Source organism: Micromonospora sp. 15K316 (assembly GCF_004348525.1).
Taxonomy (GTDB): Bacteria; Actinomycetota; Actinomycetes; order Mycobacteriales; family Micromonosporaceae; genus Micromonospora.
The window spans coordinates 1-21,270 of record NZ_SMKG01000064.1 but is presented as its reverse complement, the minus strand read 5'-3'; the positions used below and the strand labels follow the sequence as shown (position 1 = coordinate 21,270).

20 protein-coding genes and 1 pseudogene are annotated in these 21,270 nt (G+C 72.8%); 8 read left to right on the top strand and 13 right to left on the bottom strand.

Annotated features, from left to right (window positions below; all coding sequences use genetic code 11):
* Nucleotides 1–60 precede the first annotated feature (60 nt).
* Nucleotides 61–699, bottom strand: a complete 639-nt coding sequence (locus E1211_RS14995) for a helix-turn-helix domain-containing protein (protein WP_132349458.1) — start codon at nt 697–699, stop codon at nt 61–63.
* A gap of 73 nt (nt 700–772) precedes the next feature.
* Nucleotides 773–1,390, bottom strand: coding sequence for a pyridoxamine 5'-phosphate oxidase family protein (locus E1211_RS14990; protein WP_132349456.1), 618 nt, complete (start codon nt 1,388–1,390; stop codon nt 773–775).
* Nucleotides 1,391–1,558: 168 nt separating this feature from the next.
* On the opposite strand from E1211_RS14990, the gene E1211_RS14985 reads away from it, so the two are divergent.
* Both E1211_RS14985 and E1211_RS14980 read left to right on the top strand, forming a co-directional pair.
* Nucleotides 1,559–2,104 (top strand): Hsp20/alpha crystallin family protein, encoded by a 546-nt coding sequence (locus E1211_RS14985; RefSeq protein ID WP_132349454.1) that lies wholly within the window; start codon nt 1,559–1,561, stop codon nt 2,102–2,104.
* Between the two features lie 8 nt (nt 2,105–2,112).
* Entirely contained in the window at nt 2,113–3,219 is a 1,107-nt protein-coding gene (locus tag E1211_RS14980) for a glycosyltransferase family 9 protein (protein WP_132349452.1), read from the top strand.
* A gap of 10 nt (nt 3,220–3,229) precedes the next feature.
* On the opposite strand, the gene E1211_RS14975 is transcribed toward E1211_RS14980, so the two are convergent.
* Together E1211_RS14975 and rfaE2 are read right to left on the bottom strand one after the other, a co-directional pair.
* A complete protein-coding gene (locus E1211_RS14975) occupies nt 3,230–4,108 on the bottom strand; it encodes a glycosyltransferase family 2 protein (RefSeq protein WP_132349450.1) in 879 nt (292 codons plus the stop codon).
* Nucleotides 4,105–5,931 carry a D-glycero-beta-D-manno-heptose 1-phosphate adenylyltransferase gene (rfaE2, locus tag E1211_RS14970; RefSeq protein ID WP_132349448.1) on the bottom strand — a complete coding sequence of 609 codons (1,827 nt, stop codon included), beginning with the start codon at nt 5,929–5,931 and terminating at the stop codon, nt 4,105–4,107. The genes E1211_RS14975 and rfaE2 overlap by 4 nt, the downstream gene beginning before the upstream one ends.
* Nucleotides 5,932–6,078: 147 nt before the next feature.
* Between rfaE2 and E1211_RS14965 the strand changes: the two are divergent.
* Both E1211_RS14965 and E1211_RS14960 read left to right on the top strand, forming a co-directional pair.
* Nucleotides 6,079–6,631, top strand: a pseudogene (locus tag E1211_RS14965) (type 1 glutamine amidotransferase domain-containing protein).
* 109 nt (nt 6,632–6,740) lie between these two features.
* Complete coding sequence (locus E1211_RS14960) at nt 6,741–8,417, top strand: MDR family MFS transporter (protein ID WP_243709537.1); 1,677 nt, start codon at nt 6,741–6,743, stop codon at nt 8,415–8,417.
* 63 nt (nt 8,418–8,480) lie between these two features.
* On the opposite strand, the gene E1211_RS14955 is transcribed toward E1211_RS14960, so the two are convergent.
* Nucleotides 8,481–8,972 carry an NUDIX domain-containing protein gene (locus E1211_RS14955; protein WP_132349446.1) on the bottom strand — a complete coding sequence of 164 codons (492 nt, stop codon included), beginning with the start codon at nt 8,970–8,972 and terminating at the stop codon, nt 8,481–8,483.
* A 98-nt stretch (nt 8,973–9,070) separates the two neighbouring features.
* On the opposite strand from E1211_RS14955, the gene E1211_RS14950 reads away from it, so the two are divergent.
* Nucleotides 9,071–10,705, top strand: a complete 1,635-nt coding sequence (locus E1211_RS14950) for a fatty acid--CoA ligase (RefSeq protein ID WP_207915371.1) — start codon at nt 9,071–9,073, stop codon at nt 10,703–10,705.
* A 174-nt stretch (nt 10,706–10,879) separates the two neighbouring features.
* On the opposite strand, the gene E1211_RS14945 is transcribed toward E1211_RS14950, so the two are convergent.
* The 4 genes from E1211_RS14945 to E1211_RS14930 all read right to left on the bottom strand — a co-directional run bounded on the left by E1211_RS14945 (nt 10,880) and on the right by E1211_RS14930 (nt 14,503).
* Entirely contained in the window at nt 10,880–11,893 is a 1,014-nt protein-coding gene (locus tag E1211_RS14945) for an NADPH:quinone reductase (protein WP_132349442.1), read from the bottom strand.
* Between the two features lie 74 nt (nt 11,894–11,967).
* Nucleotides 11,968–12,621: an HAD family phosphatase gene (locus tag E1211_RS14940; protein WP_132349440.1), complete on the bottom strand. Its 654-nt coding sequence runs from the start codon at nt 12,619–12,621 to the stop codon at nt 11,968–11,970.
* 183 nt (nt 12,622–12,804) lie between these two features.
* Nucleotides 12,805–13,629: a hypothetical protein gene (locus E1211_RS14935; RefSeq protein ID WP_132349466.1), complete on the bottom strand. Its 825-nt coding sequence runs from the start codon at nt 13,627–13,629 to the stop codon at nt 12,805–12,807.
* A 193-nt stretch (nt 13,630–13,822) separates the two neighbouring features.
* A complete protein-coding gene (locus E1211_RS14930) occupies nt 13,823–14,503 on the bottom strand; it encodes an FKBP-type peptidyl-prolyl cis-trans isomerase (protein ID WP_132349438.1) in 681 nt (226 codons plus the stop codon).
* Between the two features lie 190 nt (nt 14,504–14,693).
* Here E1211_RS14930 and E1211_RS14925 point away from each other — a divergent pair, with 190 nt between their 5' ends.
* The gene (locus tag E1211_RS14925) at nt 14,694–15,092 is read left to right on the top strand and encodes a PPOX class F420-dependent oxidoreductase (protein ID WP_132349435.1); all 399 of its coding nucleotides are present in this window, start codon (nt 14,694–14,696) and stop codon (nt 15,090–15,092) included.
* A gap of 31 nt (nt 15,093–15,123) precedes the next feature.
* Here E1211_RS14925 and E1211_RS14920 read toward each other — a convergent pair whose 3' ends face one another.
* Nucleotides 15,124–16,143, bottom strand: coding sequence for a Ku protein (locus tag E1211_RS14920; protein ID WP_132349434.1), 1,020 nt, complete (start codon nt 16,141–16,143; stop codon nt 15,124–15,126).
* An 84-nt stretch (nt 16,144–16,227) separates the two neighbouring features.
* On the opposite strand from E1211_RS14920, the gene ligD (E1211_RS14915) reads away from it, so the two are divergent.
* Both ligD (E1211_RS14915) and ligD (E1211_RS14910) read left to right on the top strand, forming a co-directional pair.
* Complete coding sequence (gene ligD / locus E1211_RS14915; RefSeq protein ID WP_132349433.1) at nt 16,228–17,169, top strand: non-homologous end-joining DNA ligase; 942 nt, start codon at nt 16,228–16,230, stop codon at nt 17,167–17,169.
* Complete coding sequence (gene ligD / locus E1211_RS14910) at nt 17,159–18,073, top strand: non-homologous end-joining DNA ligase (RefSeq protein WP_132349432.1); 915 nt, start codon at nt 17,159–17,161, stop codon at nt 18,071–18,073. Before ligD (E1211_RS14915) ends, ligD (E1211_RS14910) begins: the two co-directional genes overlap by 11 nt.
* 105 nt (nt 18,074–18,178) lie before the next feature.
* On the opposite strand, the gene E1211_RS14905 is transcribed toward ligD (E1211_RS14910), so the two are convergent.
* From E1211_RS14905 to E1211_RS14895, 3 genes are all read right to left on the bottom strand, one after another.
* A complete protein-coding gene (locus E1211_RS14905; protein ID WP_132349430.1) occupies nt 18,179–18,811 on the bottom strand; it encodes a hypothetical protein in 633 nt (210 codons plus the stop codon).
* Nucleotides 18,812–18,819: 8 nt separating this feature from the next.
* Entirely contained in the window at nt 18,820–19,317 is a 498-nt protein-coding gene (locus E1211_RS14900) for a sigma-70 family RNA polymerase sigma factor (protein ID WP_132349428.1), read from the bottom strand.
* A gap of 91 nt (nt 19,318–19,408) precedes the next feature.
* Nucleotides 19,409–20,446, bottom strand: coding sequence for a serine hydrolase (locus tag E1211_RS14895; protein ID WP_207915370.1), 1,038 nt, complete (start codon nt 20,444–20,446; stop codon nt 19,409–19,411).
* Nucleotides 20,447–21,270 lie beyond the last annotated feature (824 nt).

Genomic DNA, 21,270 nt, shown 5'->3' with positions numbered 1-21,270 from the left:
GGCCGCCGGTGGTCGTGGCAAGGGTCGGCACACCGCCCGGGGCGGCGGGCGGGTCGCCGTTCACCGGGCACCGTCCGGCGCCTCGGGCGCGTCCGCGGAGGGCTCCGCCGCGGTGGTCAGCGCGCCGTCGGTCGGCGAGGGCGAGAGCACCGCGAGCTGGATCAGGCTGAGCCGGCGCGCCCCGGCCGGCCGCCGGGACGGGTCGAGGATCCGCTCGTCGTACTCGGCGAGCACCGCGTCGAGCCGGCGCTGCAGCTCGGCCAGCTCGTCGGCGGTCAGGTAGAGCGACTGGTCGCTGAAGCCGGTGACGGCTCGCCAGGCTGCGGATTCGTCGGCCCGTCGGGCGAGGAACTCCTCGGCGCGGCGGGTGTAGAGCGCGAGTTGGGCCGCGTTCAACTCGTCGGTGGCGGCACGTACCTGCGGATCGTCGGAGTCGTCGTCCCAGGAGGTGGCGAACGCCGTGGCCCGCCAGGGGCGTTCCCGGGCATCCGCTCCCGGTGCCCGCTCGGCGAGGCCGTACTTGGCGAGCTGGCGGAGGTGGAACGAGCAGCTGGGCACGCTCTCGCCGAGCTGCTCGGCGGCCTGGGTGGCGGTCATCGGGCCGTGGGCGCGGAGCAGCCCGAGCAGGGCCATCCGCAGCGGGTGCGCGTACCCCCGCAGGGCCTTCGGGTCGGTCAGCTTCGTCCGGGACAGCGACATACGCTAAAGCTATCTTTCTAAAGATGTCTTTAGCAAGAGCGTGCGCGGCATCACCGCGGACCGCGGCACAAGGTCAGGCGTAGAGCTTCCGCACGTAGTCCGGGCCGTAGTGGCGCTCCAGCTCCGCGAGGTCCTTCTCCGGCGCCTCCAGCTCCTTCACCAGGCGGGCCCGCGAGGGCAGCGCCTCCGGCTGCCACGTCTCCGGCTTCCAGAGCTGCGAACGGTGGAACGCCTTCGGGCAGTGGTAGAAGATCTGCTCGATCTCCACCAGCACGGCGAGAGCGGGGCGGTGACCCTTGACGGTCATCTCCTCGAACCAGGGCGCGTCCCGGACCAGCCGGGCGCGCCCGTTGATCCGCAGCGTGTCGGTGCGCCCCGGGATCATGAAGAGCAGCCCGACGTGGGGGTTCTCCAGGATGTTGCGGTAACCGTCCGCCCGCCGGTTGCCCGGCCGCTCCGGCAGCGCGATCGTCGTGTCGTCGAGCACCAGCGCGAAGCCCGGCGGGTCACCTTTCGGCGAGACGTCGCAGCTGCCGTCCGCGCCGGCCGTCGCAACCAGACAGAACGAGGACGCGGCCAGCCACTGCCGGTCCAGATCGTGCAGCCGGACACGCTCCTTCCCGGCCGCCTGCGCGGTCGGCTCGCCGAGCAGCTCGCGTAGCTCCTCCGCCGACGTGATCTCCACCGTCACATGTCCTCCCGGGGCCGAGTGGGTGGAGCCGCCACGCTGCGGCCCGTGCCGGACAGCGTACGGCCGCACGGCCCGAGGTTTGCCGCCTGCGGCCCCGGGTACCGCGTCACGCGACGCGCGGATCCGAGGGGTGACCCCGGCACGGGTCGACCGGAGGGAGAGCACGGCATGAGCGACCAGGGTGGCGGGCTGGGCCGCTGGCGCGGCCGGCAGCAGGGCTGGGACCCGATGGGTGAGCTCCAGTCGCTCCGCGCCGAGCTGCGCCGGTTGGTCAGCGGCCGGTCCGGTCCGCCGGAGGTGGAGCTGACCGAGGTGCCCGACGGCTGGGAGGTCATCGTCCGGCTGCCCGGGGTGGCGCCGGAGGAGGTGGCCGTCGAGCTGGACGATCGCGACCTGTGCGTACGGGCGCGCTCCGAGGCGGAGGTCAACGCCGAGCAGGGCATTCCCGGCGGCTTCGAGACCCGCGGCTTCGAGTACCGCGTGGAGCTGCCGAGCCGCGTCGACCCGGACACCATCGACGCGGTGATGGATCACGGGCTGCTCCGGGTCCACCTGCCGCGATCCGCTCGACCCGCACCGCGCACCATCACCGTCGGCCGGGCCGGGCCGCGTACCGGCCCGCTCGGCAGCCGTACCCCGGCGCCGGGCGATCCCGCCGCGGACCGGGAGCTGCACCGCCCGGACACCGCCGCCGGCGAGATCGACCGGCCGTAGCGATCCGCGTGGTCGCCCCGTCCCTGCTCGGCCCGGTCGCCGAGCGTGTACCCGAGGTCGAACGGATCGCCGTGCTGCGCGCGAACGCGCTCGGCGACTTCATCTTCGTACTGCCGGCGCTGGACGCGCTGCGGGCCGCCTACCCGGAGGCGGAGATCGTGCTGCTCGGCGCGCCGTGGCACGTGAAGCTCTGGCGCGACCGGCCGGGCCCGGTGGACCGGGTGCTGGTGGTGCCGCCCGCGGACGGCATCCGCCGGCCCGAGCCGGACGAGGAGCCGGCGACGACTGACGAATTCCTCGCGGCCGCCCGCGCGGAACGCTTCGACCTGGCGTTGCAGCTGCACGGCGGTGGGGCGAACTCCAACCCGCTGATCAGCGCGCTCGGGGCTCGGGTGACGGCCGGGCTGCGCACCGAGACCGCGCCGCCGCTGGACCGCTGGATCCGGTACGTCTACTACCAGCACGAGGTGATCCGTTACCTGGAGGTGGCGGCGCTCGTCGGCGCGCCCGCGACGACGATCGTGCCGACGCTCGCGGTCACCGAGGCGGACCGGGACGAGGCCGCCGCGGTGCTCGGCCCGGCCGGGCAACCCCGGGTGGCGCTGCACCCGGGCGCGACCGACACCCGGCGACGCTGGCCTGCCGAACGCTTCGCCGAGGTGGCTCGGGACCTGGTCGGCGCGGGGTACGAGGTGCTGGTCACCGGCACACCGGCGGAGCGGGAGGTGGTGGATCGGGTGGTCACGGCGGCCGGGGCGCCGGTCCGGCCGCAGGTCGGCACACTCAGCCTCGGCGGGCTGGCCGGCTGCTACGCGGAGTGCGCGCTGGTCGTCTCGAACGACACCGGGCCACTGCACCTGGCCGCCGCGGTCGGCACCCCGACCGTCGGCATCTTCTGGGTCGGCAACCTGATCAACACCGCGACGCCGCTGCGCGGCCGGCACCGGCCGATCATCTCCTGGACGGTGCGCTGCCCGGTCTGCGGCATGGACTGCACGACCGACATCTACCCGCACCGCCCCGGCGACGACGGGTGCCCGCACCGGGACTCGTTCGTGACCGACGTGCCGGTGGCCGAGGTGCTCGAGGCCGCCCACGAGCTGCTCGACCACTGAGACGTGCGGTTCAGGCCGGCTGCGTGGCGTCCTCCTCGGCGAGGACGACCTCCCACGCCTCGACGTCCCGTTCGGTGACGGTGGTCGGCGACTCCAGGTGGTACGCCCCGCTGGGCAGCACCCCCGCGCCCCCGTGCCGCGCCAGCACGGCGAGCTGGGCGGCGACGTCCTCGCCCTGGTGCTTCTCCTGCACCCGCCGCCAGAAGTCGAAGCCGCCCGAGTCGACCAGCTTCGCCCGGTCGTACAGGACGCACCCGCCGATCCAGGAGACCTTGTAGGCGCGCCACGCCCCGGGCGGCAGGGCCAGCTCCTCCGTGACGTGCAGCAGGTTCGCCGCCGAGTGGATCCGCGCCCGGTCCCACTCCGGCGTGCCCGGACGGATCCGCTCCGGCACCGGCCTGCCGCCCCACTCCTGGTAGTGCCGGTGCGTCTCCGGCCGTACGTCGTCCAGGTAGGAGAGACCGTGCACGGCGTTGCCCACGAACCCGCAGCCGAGCTCGGTCAGCACGGTCACCAGCCGGCGCAGCGTCCCCGGTTCCAGCCAGACGTCGTCGTCGAGGCAGAGCACGTACCGGGCCGTCGAGGCGGCGAGCAGGTACGCCCGGTGCTCGGCCAGCCCACGGCGCGGCAGCCGGCGGGTGAGCAGCACCGGGTGACCCCGGTGACGAAGCGCCCGGACCATGGTCGCGGTCGCCGGATGGGCGTACGCCGGCTCCCCGTCGGACTGGTCGCTCACCACCACCCCGAACCCGGGCACCCCCTCCTGGGCGGCCAGCCCGGAGAGGGTGACCGCCAGCTCGGCGGGGCGGTTGCGGGTCGGGATCAGCACGTCGACCAACCGGTCGGCGCGGAACTGCTCCGGAGTGCCCGGATCGAGCGGCCGGTTCACGACGGCTTGCTGGACATCGACGGGCCGGTCTCCCGCTCCTGGCCGTGCGTACGGATCCGTTCGATGATCCGCGAGGTGGAGCGGTCCGGTACGTAGCCGAGGGTGCGGACCTGCCCGCCCAGCCGGCGGACCAGTGGCGCCTCCGGCACCATCTCCGGCGGGTAGTCGCCGCCCTTGACGTACACGTCCGGGCGGACCACCTCGATCAGGGCGGCCGGCGAGTCCTCCTCGAAGACCACCACGTGGTCGACACAGGAGAGGGCGGCGAGCAGCGCGGCGCGGTCCTCGACCGGGTTCACCGGGCGGTCCGGCCCCTTGAGCCGCCGCACGCTCTCGTCGGAGTTCACCGCCACGATCAGCAGGTCACCGAGGGCGCGGGCCTGTTCCAGGTAGCGGACGTGACCCCGGTGCAGCACGTCGAAGCAGCCGTTGGTGAAGACCACGGACCGGCCGGCGTCGCGTTGCGCGTCCACGATGGCCGTCAGCTCGCCCCCGTCGACCACCACCGGGTGCGCGGAGTCGCGTACCGGCTGGTCGAGCGCGGCGAGCAGGTCCTCGCGGCGGCAGACGCAGGTCCCGGTGTCCGAGACGGTGATGGTGGCGGTGAGCTGGGCGAGCTGGGCGGCGGTCGAGAGCGGCGCGCCGGCCGCCAGGGCCAGGGTCATCGCGGCCAGGTAGGCGTCCCCGGCGCCGACCGCGTGGCTGGCCGGGACGGGGGTGCTGTGGCTGCGTCGCCGCTCGCCGTCGGCCGCGCCGACCACCGCGCCCTCGGTGTCCAGGGTCACCGCGACCACGTCCGCGCCGGTGTGCGCGTGCAGCTCGGCCAGGCGCGACTCGGCCAGCACGGCGCGGTCGACGCCGTCGCCGGCGGCCGTGTTCACGGTGACGCCGGTGGCCGTCACGCTGAGCCCGTCGCCGGTCATCGCCACCCGACCTTCACCGGGGGTGGGCTCGCCGGTGGGGCCGGTGCCCGCCGGGTCGGGGCCGGACGGGCCGGTGCTCGTCCGGGCCGCCGGGGAGTCCTCCGCCCGGGTCGTACGGTCGCCCGGCGCGGCGCCGACGGTCAGCTCGGACGGGCCGTCGGCCGGATCGCCGTCCGGGTGGTCGAGGTGCAGCTCGGTGCCGGCGCTCCGCCGGGCCGCCCGGGCCAGCAGGCGGGTCGCCTCGGCGAAGCTCGGGGTCACGACGGTCGGGGCGAGACCTCGCCAGTCGGCGAGGTCGTGCGCGTCCAGCGCCACGGTGGCGTAGCGCTCCCGGTTGGCGACCAGCCAGGCACGTACCGGCGCGGGCAGCGCGCCGAGCCCGTAGTCGCAGACCACCATGGTGGGGGCTTCCCCGCCGGCGACGGCGCGCAGCTCCTCGGTGGCGCAGTCCAGGGCGGTGAGCAGCCGCTGCACCCCGTCCGGGTCCAGCGGGTCGTCCGGCTCGCCGGAGTCCTCGCGGAGCAGGATCTGGTTGCCGGCCAGCATCCGCCGCTTCAACGGGGTGGGCCGGCCCGGCTGGTTGACCGTACGGTCCCAGACTCCGGCCCGGTCCAGGCAGTCGTGCAGTTCGTCGCCGGCCACGTCGGCGCCGACCGGGGCGACCAGCAGCGCGCGGCCGCCGAGCGCGGCGATGTTGACGGCGGTGTTCGCCGCTCCGCCCGCCGCGGAGATCCGGCGGCGCAGGGTGAGCACCGGCGCGGGAGCCTCCCGGCAGAGCCGGTCGGACTCCGCGAACCGCCACTCGTCGAGCATGGCGTCACCGATCACCAAAACCGGGCGTCCCTGCCAGCTCTCCACCACGCTGGCGAGCCGCCGCTGTTCCGCTGCTCCTTCTGCCATGTCGTTGCGGATCCCCCCGGCCCGATGGGTCAAACCCGGTCGTCTTCGAGCTGCTCACCGTGGCGGCGGTCACGAGGGCTGGGGTTTTCGTACCGTGCGTCCCGGGAACGAACCACCCGTACCCCCTCGAAGAGGAGATGTGAGCAGATGCCAGCGACGACACTTCAGGGCAAGCGGATCGCCTTCCTCGCCGCCGACGGGGTGGAGGAGGTCGAGTACGTGCAGCCCCGCGAAGCGGTGGAGAACGCCGGCGCGACCGCCGAGCTGGTCTCGGTGAAGCCGGGCTCGATCCAGTCCTTCAACCACCTCGACCATTCGAAGACCTACGACGTGGACGTCACCGCGGCCGACGCGGACGCGGGCAGCTACGACGCGCTCGTGCTGCCGGGGCGGGGTGGCGAATCCGGACTTCCTGCGTACCGACTCCGACGCGGTCCGCTTCGTGCGCGCGTTCTTCGACGCGGGCAAGCCGGTCGGGGTGATCTGCCACGGGCCGTGGACGCTGATCGAGGCGGATGTGGTGCGGGGCCGTCGGATCACCTCCTGGCCGAGCCTGCGTACGGATCTCACCAACGCCGGCGCGGACTGGGTCGACGAGGAGTGCGTGACCGACAACGGCCTGGTCAGCAGCCGCCGGCCCGACGACCTCCCCGCCTTCTGCGCGAAGATCGTCGAAGAGTTCGCCGAGGGCCGCCACTAGCTCGGGTTGGCGGCGTTCTCGACGGTCGAGGGCGCCGGCAACCTCATGATCGATACGGCGAGATCTCCCGGTCGGGGCATGTTCCTCGCCTGCCGGGAAAGAAGGGCGGGTGACAAGCGAAGCGCAAGCCGCAGTCGTGCTGAATCGTCGGCAGATCCGCCTGCTCATGGTCGGCCTGATGACCGGCATGCTGCTGGCGGCGCTCGACCAGACCATCGTCGGTACGGCCCTGCCGACGATCGTCGGCGAGCTGGGCGGTATCAACCACTACTCGTGGGTGGTCACCGCGTACCTGCTCGCCTCGACCGCGTCGACCCCGCTGTACGGCAAGATCTCCGACCTCTACGGTCGCCGTCCGGTCTTCCTCTTCGCGATCGGCGCGTTCCTGGTCGGTTCGCTGCTGGCCGGGCTGTCGCAGAACATGACCCAGCTGATCCTCACCCGGGGTGTGCAGGGACTGGGCGCCGGTGGCCTGATCACACTCGCCTTCACCGTGATCTCGGACGTGCTCTCGCCCCGGGAACGCGGCCGCTACCAGGGGCTCTTCGGCGCGGTCTTCGGCATCGCCTCGGTGGCCGGCCCGCTGGTCGGCGGGTACTTCGCGGAGACGAACTGGCGGTGGATCTTCTACATCAACGTGCCGCTGGCCCTCGTGGCCATCGTGGTCTGCTACCACGTGATGCGGATGATCCCGTTCGAGCAGCGGGAGCGCAGCGTCGACTGGCTCGGCGCGGCGCTGCTGGTGGCCGGGGTGAGCTCCCTGCTGCTGGCGCTGAGCTGGGGCGGCAACGAGTACGCCTGGGGCTCGGGCGTGATCATCGGTCTGATCGTGGCCGGGGCGGTGCTCGGCGCGCTCTTCGTGCTCCAGGAGCGCCGCGTCGCCGAGCCGATCCTTCCGCTGCGGCTGTTCCGGCTGCGTACGTTCGCGCTGGCCAACACCGCCGTCTTCGTCATCGGCCTGGTGATGTTCGGGTCCATCATCTTCATCCCGCTCTACCTCCAGATCGTCAAGGGCGCCTCGCCGACCGCGAGCGGTCTGCTGATGCTGCCGATGATGGTCGGCATCATCGGCACCTCGATCCTCACCGGGCGGGCGATGACCCGGATCGGGCGGTACAAGTGGTTCCCGGTCCTCGGCTCGGTGGTGCTGGTCGCCGGCATGCTGCTCTTCACCCAGCTCCACGTGGCGACCACGCTCTGGCTGGCCTTCCTCTACATGGTGGTGATCGGCGTCGGGCTCGGTCTCTGCATGCAGTCGCTGATCCTCGCCGTCCAGAACGCGGTCTCCGTCCGGGACCTGGGCGCGGGGACCTCCTCGGCGACCTTCTTCCGGTCGCTCGGCGGTTCGTTCGGGGTGGCCATCCTCGGCACCGTGCTCTCGTCCGGGCTCGCCACCGGCTTGGCCAGCCGACTGCCCGGCGCGATCGCGCAGCTGCCCCCCGACCAGCGCGCCGCCGCGGAGGCGGCCGGCGGGACGAGCATCTCGATCAACGACCCGGCGACCATCATGGCGCTGCCCGGCCCGGTCCGTGCCGCGATCCAGGAGTCGTTCGTGGCCGCGCTGCACCCGGTCTTCCTGACCGCCGGGCTGATCGCGATCGTGGCCGTGCTGGTCACGGTGGCCATGCCGAACGCGCAACTACGCGGCGCGGGCCCGGAGGGCGCCACCGGCGGCGCCGACCCACTCGGCGGGAAGGCGCCGGCGGCCGGCGGCAAGCCGCTGTCGAAGGAGTCCAAGGAGCAGGCCGCCGCCGAGATGGAGGCGCAGTCCCAGACGATGATCTGACCCTCGGCCCGGGCCCGCCCCGGCGCGACCGGGCCGGGCGCCGGGGCGCCCGGGGCGTCACGGTCACTTGAGGATCAGGCGGTTGGTCTGCTCGAAGACGTCCAGGTCGGCGAGGGTCTCCAGGACGGAGGCGGAGAGCGGCGCCGGGAACTGCTCCCGGCGGAAGAAGGCGGCGTCGGTGGTCTCGTCGGTCACCCGGGAGAGGCTGCCGTCCCACTCCTCGACCCGGAACGCGGTCGTGAAGATCTGGTACGTGTGGCCGTACATGTTGGTGTGCGTACGGTCGGGGCCGGTGTAGAGGGCGAACGCGCTCACCCGCAGGGCGCGCAGCCCGGTCTCCTCGCGCACCTCGCGGACCGCGCAGTCGGCTATCGACTCACCGAGCTCCATCGCGCCGGCGGGCATCGCCCACTGGCCGTTGTCGGACCGTCGGATCAGCAGCACGCGCCCGGCGTTGTCCCGCACCACCGCGCGGGCCCCGACGAACATCAGCGTCCGGTCCCCGGCCAGGGCGCGCAGCTGCCCCACGTAAGAATCGGCCCAGGAGATGCTCACCCGGACAATCTACGAGTCGCGGCCCGGTGCGGGCGGCTTTCCGGGGTTCCCAAGATGTGACCGACGACACTAATTTGTCACCCATGCGCAGCACGATGATGGACGCCCCCCTCCAGGTCTCCCGGATCCTCGACCACGGCGCCACCGTGCACGGCACGGCCGAGGTGGTCACGTGGACCGGCGCCGAGCCCAACCGGATGACGTACGCCGAGGTCGGGCGGGCCGCCGCCCGGCTCGCCCACGGGCTGCGCACCGAGTGCGGTGTGACCGGTGACGAGCGCGTCGCCACCTTCATGTGGAACAACAACGAACATCTGGTCGCGTACTTCGCGGTGCCGAGCATGGGCGCCGTGCTGCACACGCTGAACCTGCGCCTCTTCCCGGACCAGGTCGCCTACATCGCCAACCACGCCGAGGACCGGGTGCTGCTGGTCGACACCACGTTGATCCCGCTGCTGGCCCGGGCGATCGGAGCGATGACCACCGTGCGCCACGTGGTGGTGGTCGGCGGCGGCGATCCGGCGCCGCTCGTCGAGGCGGCCGGCGACCGGATCACCGTGCACCGCTGGGACGACCTGCTCGCCGGGCGTCCCGACACGTACGACTGGCCCGAGGTGGACGAGCGGGACGCGGCGGCGCTCTGCTACACCTCCGGAACCACGGGCAACCCGAAGGGCGTGGCGTACTCGCACCGCTCGATCTACCTGCACACGCTCCAGGTCTGCATGCCGGAGGGGTTCGGCCTCCGGCCGACCGATCGGGAGCTGGCCATCGTGCCCATGTTCCACGCGATGTCCTGGGGGCTGCCGTTCGCGGCGTTCCTCTCCGGCGCGTCGCTGATCATGCCGGACCGCTTCCTCCAGGCCGAGCCGATCGCCGCGATGATCGCCGCCGAGCGGCCCACCCTGGCGGGCGCGGTGCCGACGATCTGGACCGACCTGCTGGCCTATCTGGACACTCACGAGGTGGACATCTCCTCGCTGAAGGAGGCGATCGTCGGCGGCTCGGCCTGCCCCCCGGCGCTGATGCACGCCTTCGCCGAGCGGTACGGCGTCCAGGTCGTACACGCCTGGGGCATGACCGAGATGTCACCCCTGGGCTCGGTCTCCCGGCCGCCGGCCGGGGCGACCGGGGAGGAGGCCTGGCGCTACCGCTACACGCAGGGACGGATCCCGGCCGGGGTGCAGGCGCGCATCGTCGGCCCGTCCGGGGAGCAGATGCCCGCCGACGGCACGTCCGTGGGTGAGCTGGAGGTCCGCGGGCCGTGGGTGACCGCGCGGTACGTCGGCGACGACGCCCCGGAGGAGGAGAAGTTCCGCGACGGCTGGCTGCGCACCGGCGACGTCGGGATGCTCTCGGCGGACGGCTTCATCACGCTCACCGACCGGGCGAAGGACGTCATCAAGTCCGGCGGGGAGTGGATCTCGTCGGTCGAGTTGGAGAACGCCCTGATGGCGCACCCGAGTGTGCTGGAGGCCTGCGTGGTCGGGGTGCCGGACGAGCGCTGGGACGAGCGTCCGTTGGCGACGGTGGTGGTCCGGGAGGGCGCCTCGGTCACCGCGGAGGAGCTGCGGGAGTTCCTCGGCGCGTCGGTGGCGCGCTGGCAGCTGCCGGAGCGGTGGGCGTTCGTCGAGGCGGTGCCGAAGACGAGTGTCGGCAAGTTCGACAAGAAGGTCGTCCGTTCGCGGTACGCCGAGGGCGAACTCACCGTACGGGAGTTGAGTGCCCAGTAACGTTTCCGCACGGGCTGACGCCTGTCTGAGGAGAGACTCTCCTCCCCAGGGGCGGCCCCGGCGTTCGCACCGCGCCGGGGCCGCCCGTTCCACGCGGGGCGACCCGCAATGCCATTATTGCGAAAGTTGTTCGCCTACGTCCTGATGACGGGGAAATCCGAGCGTGGCGGGGCGTCACTGCTCGCTGGTGCTGATCAGCACCTTTCCGACCACCGAGTTCTCCACCGCCTGATGCGCGGCGGCAGCCGCGCCGAGCGGGTGGTGGTGCAGCGGCAGCCCGGCCTCCTCGCCCACCCGGATCGCGCCCTGCACCACGGCGGCGCAGACGTCGCGGACCGCGTGCGCCTTGGCCGCCTTCGGCTCGGTGTAGACCAACACGAACTGCCAGCGCGCGTTCGGCGCCATCGAGGGGCGGATCGGGATGGTGACCTCGTCGCCGCCGTCGTTGGCGTACACGCAGACCGCGCCGCCGCTGCGCAACACCTGCACGTCGGTGGCCGCGTTCGTCGCGGGGGCGACCTCGACGATCGTGTGCACCCCGTCGGGGGCGATCTTGCGGACCTCCTCGACCACGTCCTGCTCGCGATAGTTGATCACATGGGTGGCGCCGGCCGCCGCCGCGAGTTGCGCCTTCTCCGGGCTGCTCACCGTCGCGATGACGCAGGCGTCGGCCCAGCGGGCGAGCTGGATCGCCGCGTTGCCCACCGCGCCCGCGCCGCCCTGCACCAGCACCGTGTGGTCGCTGAGCGCGCCCGCGTGCAGCTTCTGCGGCATGAACTCGCCGACGGTCAGGCACCGGTGCGCGGTGAGGAACGGAATGCCGAGGCACGCGCCCAGGTCGAACGAGGCGGAGCCCAGGCTCACCGCCTGCCGGACCGGCACCACTGTGTACTCGGCGGTGGTGCCCCACGGTCGCCGCCAGGCGGCCTCCCAGAGCCAGACCCGCTCGCCGATCAGCTGCTGGTCCACCCCCTCGCCGACCGCCTCGACCACGCCCGCGCCGTCCTGCCCGGGGATCTGCCACCCGCCCGGCAACGGCCCCGTCCGGCGGGCCTTCCAGTCGGTCGGGTTCACCCCGGAGACGGCCAGCCGCACCAGGACCTCACCGGGCCCCGGCTCCGGCACCGGCCGGTCGACCAGTTGGAGCACCGACGGATCGCCGGTGCGCTCGTACACGATCGCCTTCATCGCCGTCCTCTCGTCCCTTCCGCACCACTGCCCTCATGCCGACCGTATGTGGTCGGCAGTGCCGCGGCGGCGGTTCACGACAGCCGCTCCACCACCTCGGGTGTCAGCTCATCGACCGACCGCAGCGTCACCGCGGCGAGCTGCGCCGCGTCCGGGTCCAGCGGGTACGACCCGTGCGGCACCGCCACCACCCGCATCCCGGCGGCGGCCGCCGAACGCACCCCGTTCGACGAGTCCTCCACGGCGACGCAGCGCGCCGGGTCGACGCCCAACCGCCGCGCCACGGCGAGGTAGACGTCCGGTGCCGGCTTGCCCCGCTCGGTCTCCTCGGTGGAGAGCGTCGTGCGGAACGAGTCGGTCAGCCCCGTCGCGGCGAGCGTCGCGGCGATCAGCCGGGTCGGTGAGGAGCTCGCGAGCCCCAGTGGCCAGCGCGCGGCGATCCGGCGTACCACCTCGTCGGCGTCGTCGATCAGCGGTACGCGCTCCGCGTAGCGCCGGGTCATCTCGTCGACCACTTCGGTGGCGACCTGCTCCGCGGTGCGGGTGACGCCCAGTTCCCCGCTCAGGTAACCGGCCCACTCGGCGGTGCTCATCCCCATCAGCCGGCGTTGGCTGTCCGGCTGCCAGGTGCCGCCGTGTGTGGCCACGTACGCCCGCCGGACCTCCTCCCAGACCGGCTCCGAGTCCACGATCACGCCGTCCAGGTCGAAGATCACCGCATCCACCACGTCCCCATCCTGCCCGATCGCCGTCCGCCGGCAAGCCCGGCTGCCGAGCTTCCGCCGAAGGGCCGGAGGCCGTGCGATCCGCCGGGAGGCCGCCCGACTCGCCCGGCGGGCCGGAGGCGGCGCGATCCGCCCGGCGGGCCGGAGCCGCGCGCCCAGCTCGGCAGGGGTAAGAAGGGGGGGCGGTCAGGCCGCCAACGCCGGCAGCCCGATCGGGTTGTCCGGCGGCAGGACCGAGTGGCAGGCGTGCGCGACCGGGTACAGCACCTCGCGCAGCCGGTCGACCCGGTCCGCGCCGAGCGCCCGCCAGGGCCGGGAGGCCGCGGCGTCGGTGGCGTCCTCGACCGCCTGGAAACCGGCGTGGCCCCGCTCGGTCGGCTCTCCGTCCGGGGTGAGCCAACCCCGCTCGACCAACCGATCGCGGGCGGCCCGCCACTGCTCCTCGGTCCAGCCCCGTCCGAGCAGGTTCTGCGCGGGCATGTCCACCGCGACCCGCCAGGCCAGCGTCTCCACCGGGTCGAGGTCGGCGGCGACGAGGGCGGCGATGTGCCCGTCGCCCCGGTGCTCCCGCAGCGTCGTCGCGGCCTGCCAGAGCCGGGCCAGCGGGTACTCGCCGGCGGGCAGGGCGGCGTTGGCGGCGCCGAGCACCCGGCCACCGGTCTCCACCGCGCCGGCCGCCACCTCCAGCAGCTCCGCGGCCTCGGTCAGGTGGGTCTCGGGCAGCTCGTAGGTCAGCTCGGCCAGCGCCTGCACCGCGCCGGTGAGCCGGGCCCGCAACGCCTCCTGTGGGGTCGCCAGCCGCCATACGGCGGGCAACGCCCGGCTCACCATCGGCGGAGCGAAGGAGAAGAAGGCGGCGATCACCGGGGCCGCGTCGGCCGCGCCGAGCGGGGCGGCCCGGCCCGCGAAGTAGCCCCGCCAGTACCCGCGCAGCCCGGCCGCCTCGTACGCGGCCCGGGCGCGCGGGTGGAAGTACGTCACCGCGTGCACCGGTTCGTAGTACCGCCACATGAGTCGGGCGGTCCGCCCGGGGCCGTCCAGCGTCGTCACGTGCACCTCCACGTCGCGTCCGAGGTCGACCCCGGGCCGCGACGGCCCAGGGTGACCCGGAACCTACTGGAGGTGAGTAACGGGCTGGAAGCCCTCTGTGGGCAACTCCATCACCATCAGGTGACGGAGCGGGACGAACCGGTACGCCGGTCGATCACTGGGCGGCGAGGATGTCGACCACGAAGCGCAGCGGGCCGGAGACCCCGTTGGCGGCGTCGTTGCCGTACGCCAGCTCGGCGGGAATGTCGAGCTGCACCCGGCTGCCCACGGTGACCCCGACGAGCCCCTGGTCCCAGCCCGGGATGACCTGGCCGACGCCGATCGGGAAGCTCGCCGGCTCGCCCCGGCTCCACGAGGAGTCGAACTCCTTGCCGTCCTTGTAGAGCACGCCCACGTAGTTCGTGGTGATGGTCTGGCCGGCCTTCACCGCCGGGCCGGTGCCCTTGATCAGCGGGGTGACGGCGAGCTTCGTCAGCTCACCCTTGCCGGCGGTGACCTTGGGCGCGGTGTTGAGCGCCGGGTCCGCGCCCTCGGGCAGCTGCGGGGCGCCCGGACTGGCCGGGGCCTGCCCGCCGGCGGCGGTCGCGGACGGGGAGGCGTCGGCCTGCGGGGCGGCGTCGTCGTCGCCGCCCTGGCCGACGATCACGAAGACGGTGACCAGCACCGCGACCACGGCGAGGGCGGCGAGGCCACCGAGCCATGCCTGCCGGCGGCGCTTCGCCTCGGCCGCCTTCTGCGCGGCCAGCTGAGCGGCCAGCCGCCGCTCCGTTTTCGACCGGTTCTGGGTCCGCTCGCTCACTCGTCGACTCCCTGGGAAGAGGTGGGTGGCCGGCACCGGTGCCGGGAGACAGCCGACGCACACGGTACCCGCCCGGTGGCCTCCGGTGCCTGCCCCGGCACTCCCGAAACCGCCCCGCCCAGTCCGCCAGGCCGCTGGCGTCGCGCTGCACGCCAGACCTCGCCGTCGGCGTCAAGGCAAGCCCGAACGGCCGGTTCGGCGGCGGGACCGCCGGTAGATTCCGACCATGGCGATCCTCACCGACGAAGACCTGGCCCTGCTGGCCGAGCCGCAGCTCGCACACGTGGCCACCATCGAGGAGGACGGGAGCCCGCACGTCACCCCCGTCTGGGTCGACACCGACGGTGAACACATCCTCATCAACACCATCAGAGGGCGGGCCAAGTACGAGAACCTGCGACGCAACCCGGAGGTGGCGATCTCGGTGGCGGACCGGGCGAACGACTTCCGCACGCTCTGGGTCAAGGGAAGGGCCGAGCTGGTGACGGAGGGCGCCGAAGAGCACCTCGACCGGCTGGCGAGGAAGTACCTCGGCCAGGAGAGCTACCCGTTCCGCCAGCCCGGCGAGCAGCGGGTGATCATCCGGGTCACGCCGATGCGGAGGCTGGGCCGCACCGAGCGCTGAGCGGCCCGCGCCGAGCCGTGAAGGGGCCCGGTCAGGCCGTCTTGCGGCCGGTCTTCTTGGCCGCGGCCTTCTTCGGGGCGGCCTTCTTCTCGGCCGCGGCCGTCTTCTTCGGCGCGGCCTTCTTCGCCGCCGTCTTCTTGGGCGCGGCCTTCTTCTCCGCGGTCTTCTTCGCCGGTGCCTTGGCGGCCTTCTTCTCCGCCGCCTTCTTCTGTGCCGAGCGGGCCGCCGAGATCGGGGTCGGCTCCCCGGCCCCCCGACCGCCCGCCGGCTCGCCCCGCGCCGAGCGGGCCCGCTCCACGGAGGCCTTCAGCGCGGCCATCAGGTCCACCGCCGCGGCGGGAGCCTCCTCGACCTCCTCCGGCTGGACCACCTCCCGGCCCTCGACCTTCGCGTCGATGACCTCCTGCAACGCCGCCCGGTAGTCGTCGGTGAACACGTCCGGCTCGAAGTCGCCGGTCATCGAGTCGATCAGGGAGCTGGCCATCGCCAACTCGGGGGGACGGACCTTGAGGTCCTCGTCCAGGAAACCGAAGTCGGGCCGGCGTACCTCGTCCGGCCAGAGCATGGTGTTGAGCAGCAGCACCCCCTCGCGTACCCGCAACGTGGCGAGCTGCTCCCGCTGACGCAGCGCGACCTTGACGATGGCCACCCGCTCCGAGTCGAGCAGCGCGTCCCGCAGCAGCACGTACGGCTTGGTGGCCGCGCCGTCCGGCTCGAGGAAGTACGCCTTGTTGTAGAGGATCGGGTCCACCTGCTCGGCCGGGACGAACTCCAGCACGTCGATCGCCCGGGACGTGGTCAGCGGCAGGTCGGCGAAGTCCTCGTCGGTGAGGATGACCATCTCGCCGCCGCCGATGTCGTACCCCTTGGCGATGTCGTCGTAGCTGACCTCCTCACCGTCGATCGAGCAGGTGCGCTTGTACTTGATCCGTCCGCCGTCCTCCCGGTGCACCTGGTGGAAGCGGATGTCCTTCTCCTCCGTGGCGGAGTAGAGCCTCACCGCGATCGAGACCAGCCCGAACGAGACGGCTCCTTTCCAGATGGCCCGCATGTCGGCTCCTCTCCCCGGTAGAGCCCAGGATCGCAAAGGATCGAAGCGGGCGCGAGGACTTCGGCCGCGAACTACAGTCAGGAGGTGCCCGGCGCGCCTCTGAAGCCGATGCTCGCGATGACCGGGCAGCTCCCGGTGGGTGCCGGTTGGGCCTACGAGTTCAAGTGGGACGGGGTGCGCGCGCTCGCCGACATCTCCGGCGACGAGCAGCACCTCTACGCGCGTTCCGGCGTGGAGATCACCGCGGCGTACCCGGAGCTGGCCACGCTCGGCGACCAGGTGGACGACGCGCTGCTCGACGGTGAGGTGGTGCTGCTCGGCGAGACGGGGCAGCCCTCGTTCACCGCGCTCGCGGAGCGGATGCACGTACGGGACCGGAACAAGGCGGCCCGGCTGGCGGCGGTCATGCCGGTCACCTACATGATCTTCGACCTGCTCCGCCACGGCGGTGAGGATCTGACGGGCTGGCCGTACGAACGCCGCCGTGCGGCCCTGGACGGCCTCGGCCTGGGCGGCGCCCGCTGGGCCGTACCGCCGGTCTTCTCGGACGGCCCCGCCACCTACGAGGCGGCCGGCGAGCACGGCCTGGAGGGGGTGATGGCCAAACGGCTCGGCGCGACCTACCGGGCCGGGGTGCGCTCGCCGGACTGGGTGAAGGTCAAGCTGGAGGTGACCGGGGACTTCGTGGTCGGCGGCTGGCGCCCGGGGGCGCGGAAGATCGGCGGCCTCCTCGTCGGGGTTCCGCGCCCGGACGGCCGGCTCACCTACCGGGGACGGGTCGGCGGCGGGATCGGCGCCGCCCTGGAACGGCAGCTCCTCGCCGAGCTGGAGCCGCTGCGCGCCGCGGAGAACCCGTTCGCCGGGGATGTGCCCCGCGAGGATGCGCGCGGCGCGATCTGGGTAACACCCCGGGTCGTGGTGGAGGTCAAGTACGGCCAGCGCACCCCGGACGGGCGGCTGCGCTTCCCGCGGGTGCTCCGGCTCCGGCCGGACAAGCCGGCCGAGGAGGTCGACGATGCCGGCTGACCGGTTCCGGGTGGACGTCGAGGGGCGCGCGCTGGAGCTCTCCAACCTGGACAAGGTGCTCTATCCGGCCGCCGGGTTCACCAAGGGTGAGGTGATCGACTACTACACCCGGATCGCCCCGGTGCTCCTGCCGCACCTGCGGGACCGGGCGTTGACCCGCATCCGCTTCCCCAACGGCGTCGAGGGCGGTTCGTTCTTCGAGAAGAACGCGCCGGCCGCCACTCCCGGCTGGGTGCGTACGGAGACGCTGCCCGCGCCCGGGTCGAGCAAGGGGCGGGAGACGATCGACTACGTGGTCGCCGACGACCTGCCCACCCTGGTCTGGCTCGCCAACCTCGCCGCGCTGGAGCTGCACACACCACAATGGAGGGTTGGCGAGCACCCGGACATGATGGTGGTCGACCTCGACCCGGGGGCGCCGGCGGCGCTGAGACAGTGCTGCCAGGTGGCCCTGTCGATGCGCGACCGGCTGGCTGAGGACGGCATCGACAGCTACCCGAAGACGTCCGGGAAGAAGGGCATGCAGCTCTGCTGCCCGATCGCCGGCACCCAGTCGTCCGACGACGTGTCGGCGTACGCGAAGCGGATCGCCCAGGAGCTGGAGCGGGCTCATCCGAAGATCGTCGTGTCGAAGATGGCGAAGAACCTGCGGCCCGGGAAGGTTTTCATCGACTGGAGCCAGAACAACGCGGCGAAGACCACCGTCGCGCCCTACTCGATGCGGGCTCAGCCGGTGCCGTCGGTGTCGACTCCGCTGACCTGGGACGAGGTCGAGGCGGGCGCGGCCGGGAAGCGGCCGGCGTCGAAGCCGTACACGACGGAAGAGGTGCTCAAGCGGGTGGAGAAGTCGGGCGACCTGCTGGCCCCGGTGCTCGACCGCGGCCCCGAACTGCCCGCGCCCTGAACCTGCGCTCGCGCGATCGGGTGTGCCCGGCGGGCCGACGCCGGTGAGCGGGCCCACTCACCGGCGTCGACGCGCCCTGTTCAGTTCATCGGCCGCGGGCAGGAGTCACTTGTCGGAGCGACACTGCATCGGGTCGTCGTTCGACACCAGATAGTTGGCGATCTTCGCGTACTCCTCGCCCGGCCGGACGGAGAAGACGCTGAAGTAGAGCCGGCTGTTCTTCGGCATGTTCGCCGGCGCGATCACCACGTCGTACTGCTTGGGTGACCCGTCCGGCCAGTCGACCCGCTTGTTCCGGTAGACCTGGTCGGCCTGCGGCAGCTCCTTGCCCTCCGGCGTGCAGATGGCGTGGGTCTTGACCTCGGCGGGGACACCCGCGTCGGCCAGCGCGCCCTTCAGGGCGGCGGGATCCAGCAGCTGCTTGTAGTTCAAGGTCAGCTTCACTGTGCTGTCCGCCTGCCGGGCCAGCGTGAACGCCGCCGGCTCCATCTCCGCCGTACTGCTGCCGGCGGCCGGGCCGGCGTCGGTCGGGGTCGCGCCGGGCTGCGAGGCGGCCGTCGGCAGGGCCAGCGCGAGCGCGGCCACGGCCGCCAGGCCGCCACCGGCGGCCACGCCGAAGAGCCTGCGGTTGCGCCGCCGCTCCCGGCCACGCCGCTCGATCGCCTCGACCGGGCGGTCCATCCGTACGTCGGAGAGGGTCTGCTTCACCGCGTCCAGCACCTCATCTTCGTTCATCATCCGATCTCCTAGCTGGCCACGAGCACGATCTGTGCCCGCAGGGTTGCGGTGGCACGGGAAAGATGAACGGCCACGGTTCGGGCGGAGATGCCCAGCACGTCGGCTACGGCCTGGGTGTCCAGGTCGAGCCAGATGCGCAGCACGACCACCTCACGCTGCCGTTTGGGCAGCTGGCGTACGGCGGTCAGCAGGGCGTCGTCCGTGCCGAGATCGTCCTCGGCGGGCTGCGCCCGGTCGTGGCCGTCGAGGGCGACCTCGCGTCTGCGCCGCCGCCACCAGGACACCCGGAGGTTGAGGGCGGTGCGCACCACCCACGCCGCCGGTGCCGGATGCCGGCTCAGCTTCTGCCAGGCGGCCCAGGCCCGCGCGAACGCCTCAGCGACCAGATCCTCGGCCAGTGCGCGATCGCCCGTTCCGGCGAGTACGGCGCGCAGGCAGCTGTCCCGGGAGCGCTGGTAGAAGTCCGCGAAGTCCTTCCGTTCTCGTTCCACACCTGGTGTACGCATCAGCGCCCCGATCCATTTACCGGATGCCGGAGAAAATTGGCGCCGTCCGGCTGCGACCACCGCGACGATCAGGATGTGCCGCGACTGCGGATCAGGACGGCAGGGGAATCTTCCGCAGCTCACCCACGGCGTACTTGGCCACCTTCTCCACCATCCGGATTCCGGTCTCCATCTTGGTGTGCTGGCTGGAGAGCACGGCGATGAGCCAGTCGTGCTCCGGCTCGACGAGCCGCCCGATGCTGTTGATCTCCCACTTGCCGTTCTCGGCGTCGAGCTGATCCCAGCCGTTCTTGACGTAGCTCTCGGTGGTGTCCGGCCCGGCGGCGGCGGTGATCCCCCAGTCCTGCTCCTCGTGGACCTTGCTCATCAGGTCGAAGAGGTAGGCGCGGTCGGCCTCGGTCAGCGGCCCGTCGTCGGCACTGAGCGCGGTGAGCAGGCGGATCTGGTCGGCCGCGGTGGTGAGCGTCATTCCCCACCGCACGTTCGGCGCGGTCTCCTTCATGCCGAACGCGCGGTTCGCCGCGGTCAGCCCCGGCTTGCCGTCGATCCGGTCGTAGAGCGCCGAGGTCGCATCGTTGTCACTCAACGTGATCGACTTCTTGGCCCGTTCGCGATCGGCGCTGCTGATCTTCCTCCCGTCCTGCTGCGCGTGCCACAGCACGGCGGCGAGGATGTCGGTCTTGATGATGCTGGCCGTCTGGAAGCGCTGGGTGCCGACGGTGACGCTCACCCCGGTCACCCGGTCCTGGACGGCCACCGCGATGCGCCCCTTGGTCGCCCGCACATACGCCTCGACCCGTTTTCGGGCCGGGCCGAGGTAGTCGGGCGTCGGGCTGGGCGTCGGCTCGGCCGACGCGGCGGAGGCCGGTGACGACCCGGACCCGTCGCCCGAACCGGAGAGACGCCAGATCGCGCCCCCGCCGACCAACCCGCCGCCGGCCAGCGTCACCAGCGCGGCAGCCAGCACCCCGCGACGAGTGTGGCCACGGCGGTTCGGTTCCTCCGGTGCGTCCACGCCCCGCCGCCGGCCGCCCGTCCGCTGCTCCGGAATGCCGCCGTCCGTCCGCTCGTCGGCCTGCGTCCCGGGGCGGCCGCCGTCCGTCCACTGCCCGCGCGGGTCGGCCGGCACTGCGGGGTGACCGCCGTCCGGCCACTGTCCGCGACGATCGGCGGGCGCCCCGTGGCGGCGGCTGTCCGGCCACTGTCCGCGCCGGTCGGCCGGCGCTGCGGAGTGCCCGCCGTCGGGCCACTGCCTCTGTCCGCCGGCCTGCGCACCGCCCGGGTAGCGGTCGTCCACCCACTGCCCCCGGCGGTCCGCCTGCCGCCCGGGACTGCCGTCCGCGCGGTGGCCGCCGTCCGGCCACTGTCCGCGGGGGCCGGGTTGCGGTCCGGGGTGGCCGCCGTGTGGCCACTGTCCGGGAGGGCCGGCCTGCGTCCCCGGGTGGTGGCCGCCGTCCGGCCACTGCCTGTGCCCCTCGGCCGGGGCACCCGGGTAGCGGTCGTCCGCCCACTGCCCGCGGCGATCGGCCTGCCGCCCGGGACGGCCGTCCGTGGGGTGGCCGCCGTCCCCCCACTGTCCGCGCCCACCGGCCTGCACCCCGGGGTGGCCGGGGCCGCGGCGGTGATCAGGGGCGGGCTCGCGCCGATCCCCGGGCCGGTTGTGCATCGATCGCTCCAATCGCAGGACGGCACAGGCCGCCGCCATTAAACACGCCTGTCCTGCGCGGCCGTATTACGGCGAGTGACCAAACGCACATAAAGGAAGGGGTGCTAACTCAATGGTCAGGAATTGATTACGCGGAGTCGGGAGCCGGCCTTTTCGGCGTCCCCGACAGTTTCCGATTCATTCACCCCGAGGGGCGCGAAACACCCGAACGGGGATGCCGACCTCGGCCGGTCGGAACGGCGCAACTCGTCCCACGACGTCGACGGGCGCCGGCCCGCCCCGCCCCC

What these genes read in the sequence shown, in the direction of transcription:
- E1211_RS14995 (WP_132349458.1), bottom strand. Translation starts at nt 699, where the DNA reads ATGTCGCTGTCCCGGACGAAGCTGACCGACCCGAAGGCCCTGCGGGGG.
- E1211_RS14985 (WP_132349454.1), top strand. Translation starts at nt 1,559, where the DNA reads ATGAGCGACCAGGGTGGCGGGCTGGGCCGCTGGCGCGGCCGGCAGCAG.
- rfaE2 (WP_132349448.1), bottom strand. Translation starts at nt 5,931, where the DNA reads ATGGCAGAAGGAGCAGCGGAACAGCGGCGGCTCGCCAGCGTGGTGGAG.
- E1211_RS14950 (WP_207915371.1), top strand. Translation starts at nt 9,071, where the DNA reads ATGGACGCCCCCCTCCAGGTCTCCCGGATCCTCGACCACGGCGCCACC.
- E1211_RS14945 (WP_132349442.1), bottom strand. Translation starts at nt 11,893, where the DNA reads ATGAAGGCGATCGTGTACGAGCGCACCGGCGATCCGTCGGTGCTCCAA.
- E1211_RS14935 (WP_132349466.1), bottom strand. Translation starts at nt 13,629, where the DNA reads ATGTGGCGGTACTACGAACCGGTGCACGCGGTGACGTACTTCCACCCG.
- E1211_RS14925 (WP_132349435.1), top strand. Translation starts at nt 14,694, where the DNA reads ATGGCGATCCTCACCGACGAAGACCTGGCCCTGCTGGCCGAGCCGCAG.
- E1211_RS14920 (WP_132349434.1), bottom strand. Translation starts at nt 16,143, where the DNA reads ATGCGGGCCATCTGGAAAGGAGCCGTCTCGTTCGGGCTGGTCTCGATC.
- ligD (WP_132349432.1), top strand. Translation starts at nt 17,159, where the DNA reads ATGCCGGCTGACCGGTTCCGGGTGGACGTCGAGGGGCGCGCGCTGGAG.
- E1211_RS14905 (WP_132349430.1), bottom strand. Translation starts at nt 18,811, where the DNA reads ATGATGAACGAAGATGAGGTGCTGGACGCGGTGAAGCAGACCCTCTCC.
- E1211_RS14900 (WP_132349428.1), bottom strand. Translation starts at nt 19,317, where the DNA reads ATGCGTACACCAGGTGTGGAACGAGAACGGAAGGACTTCGCGGACTTC.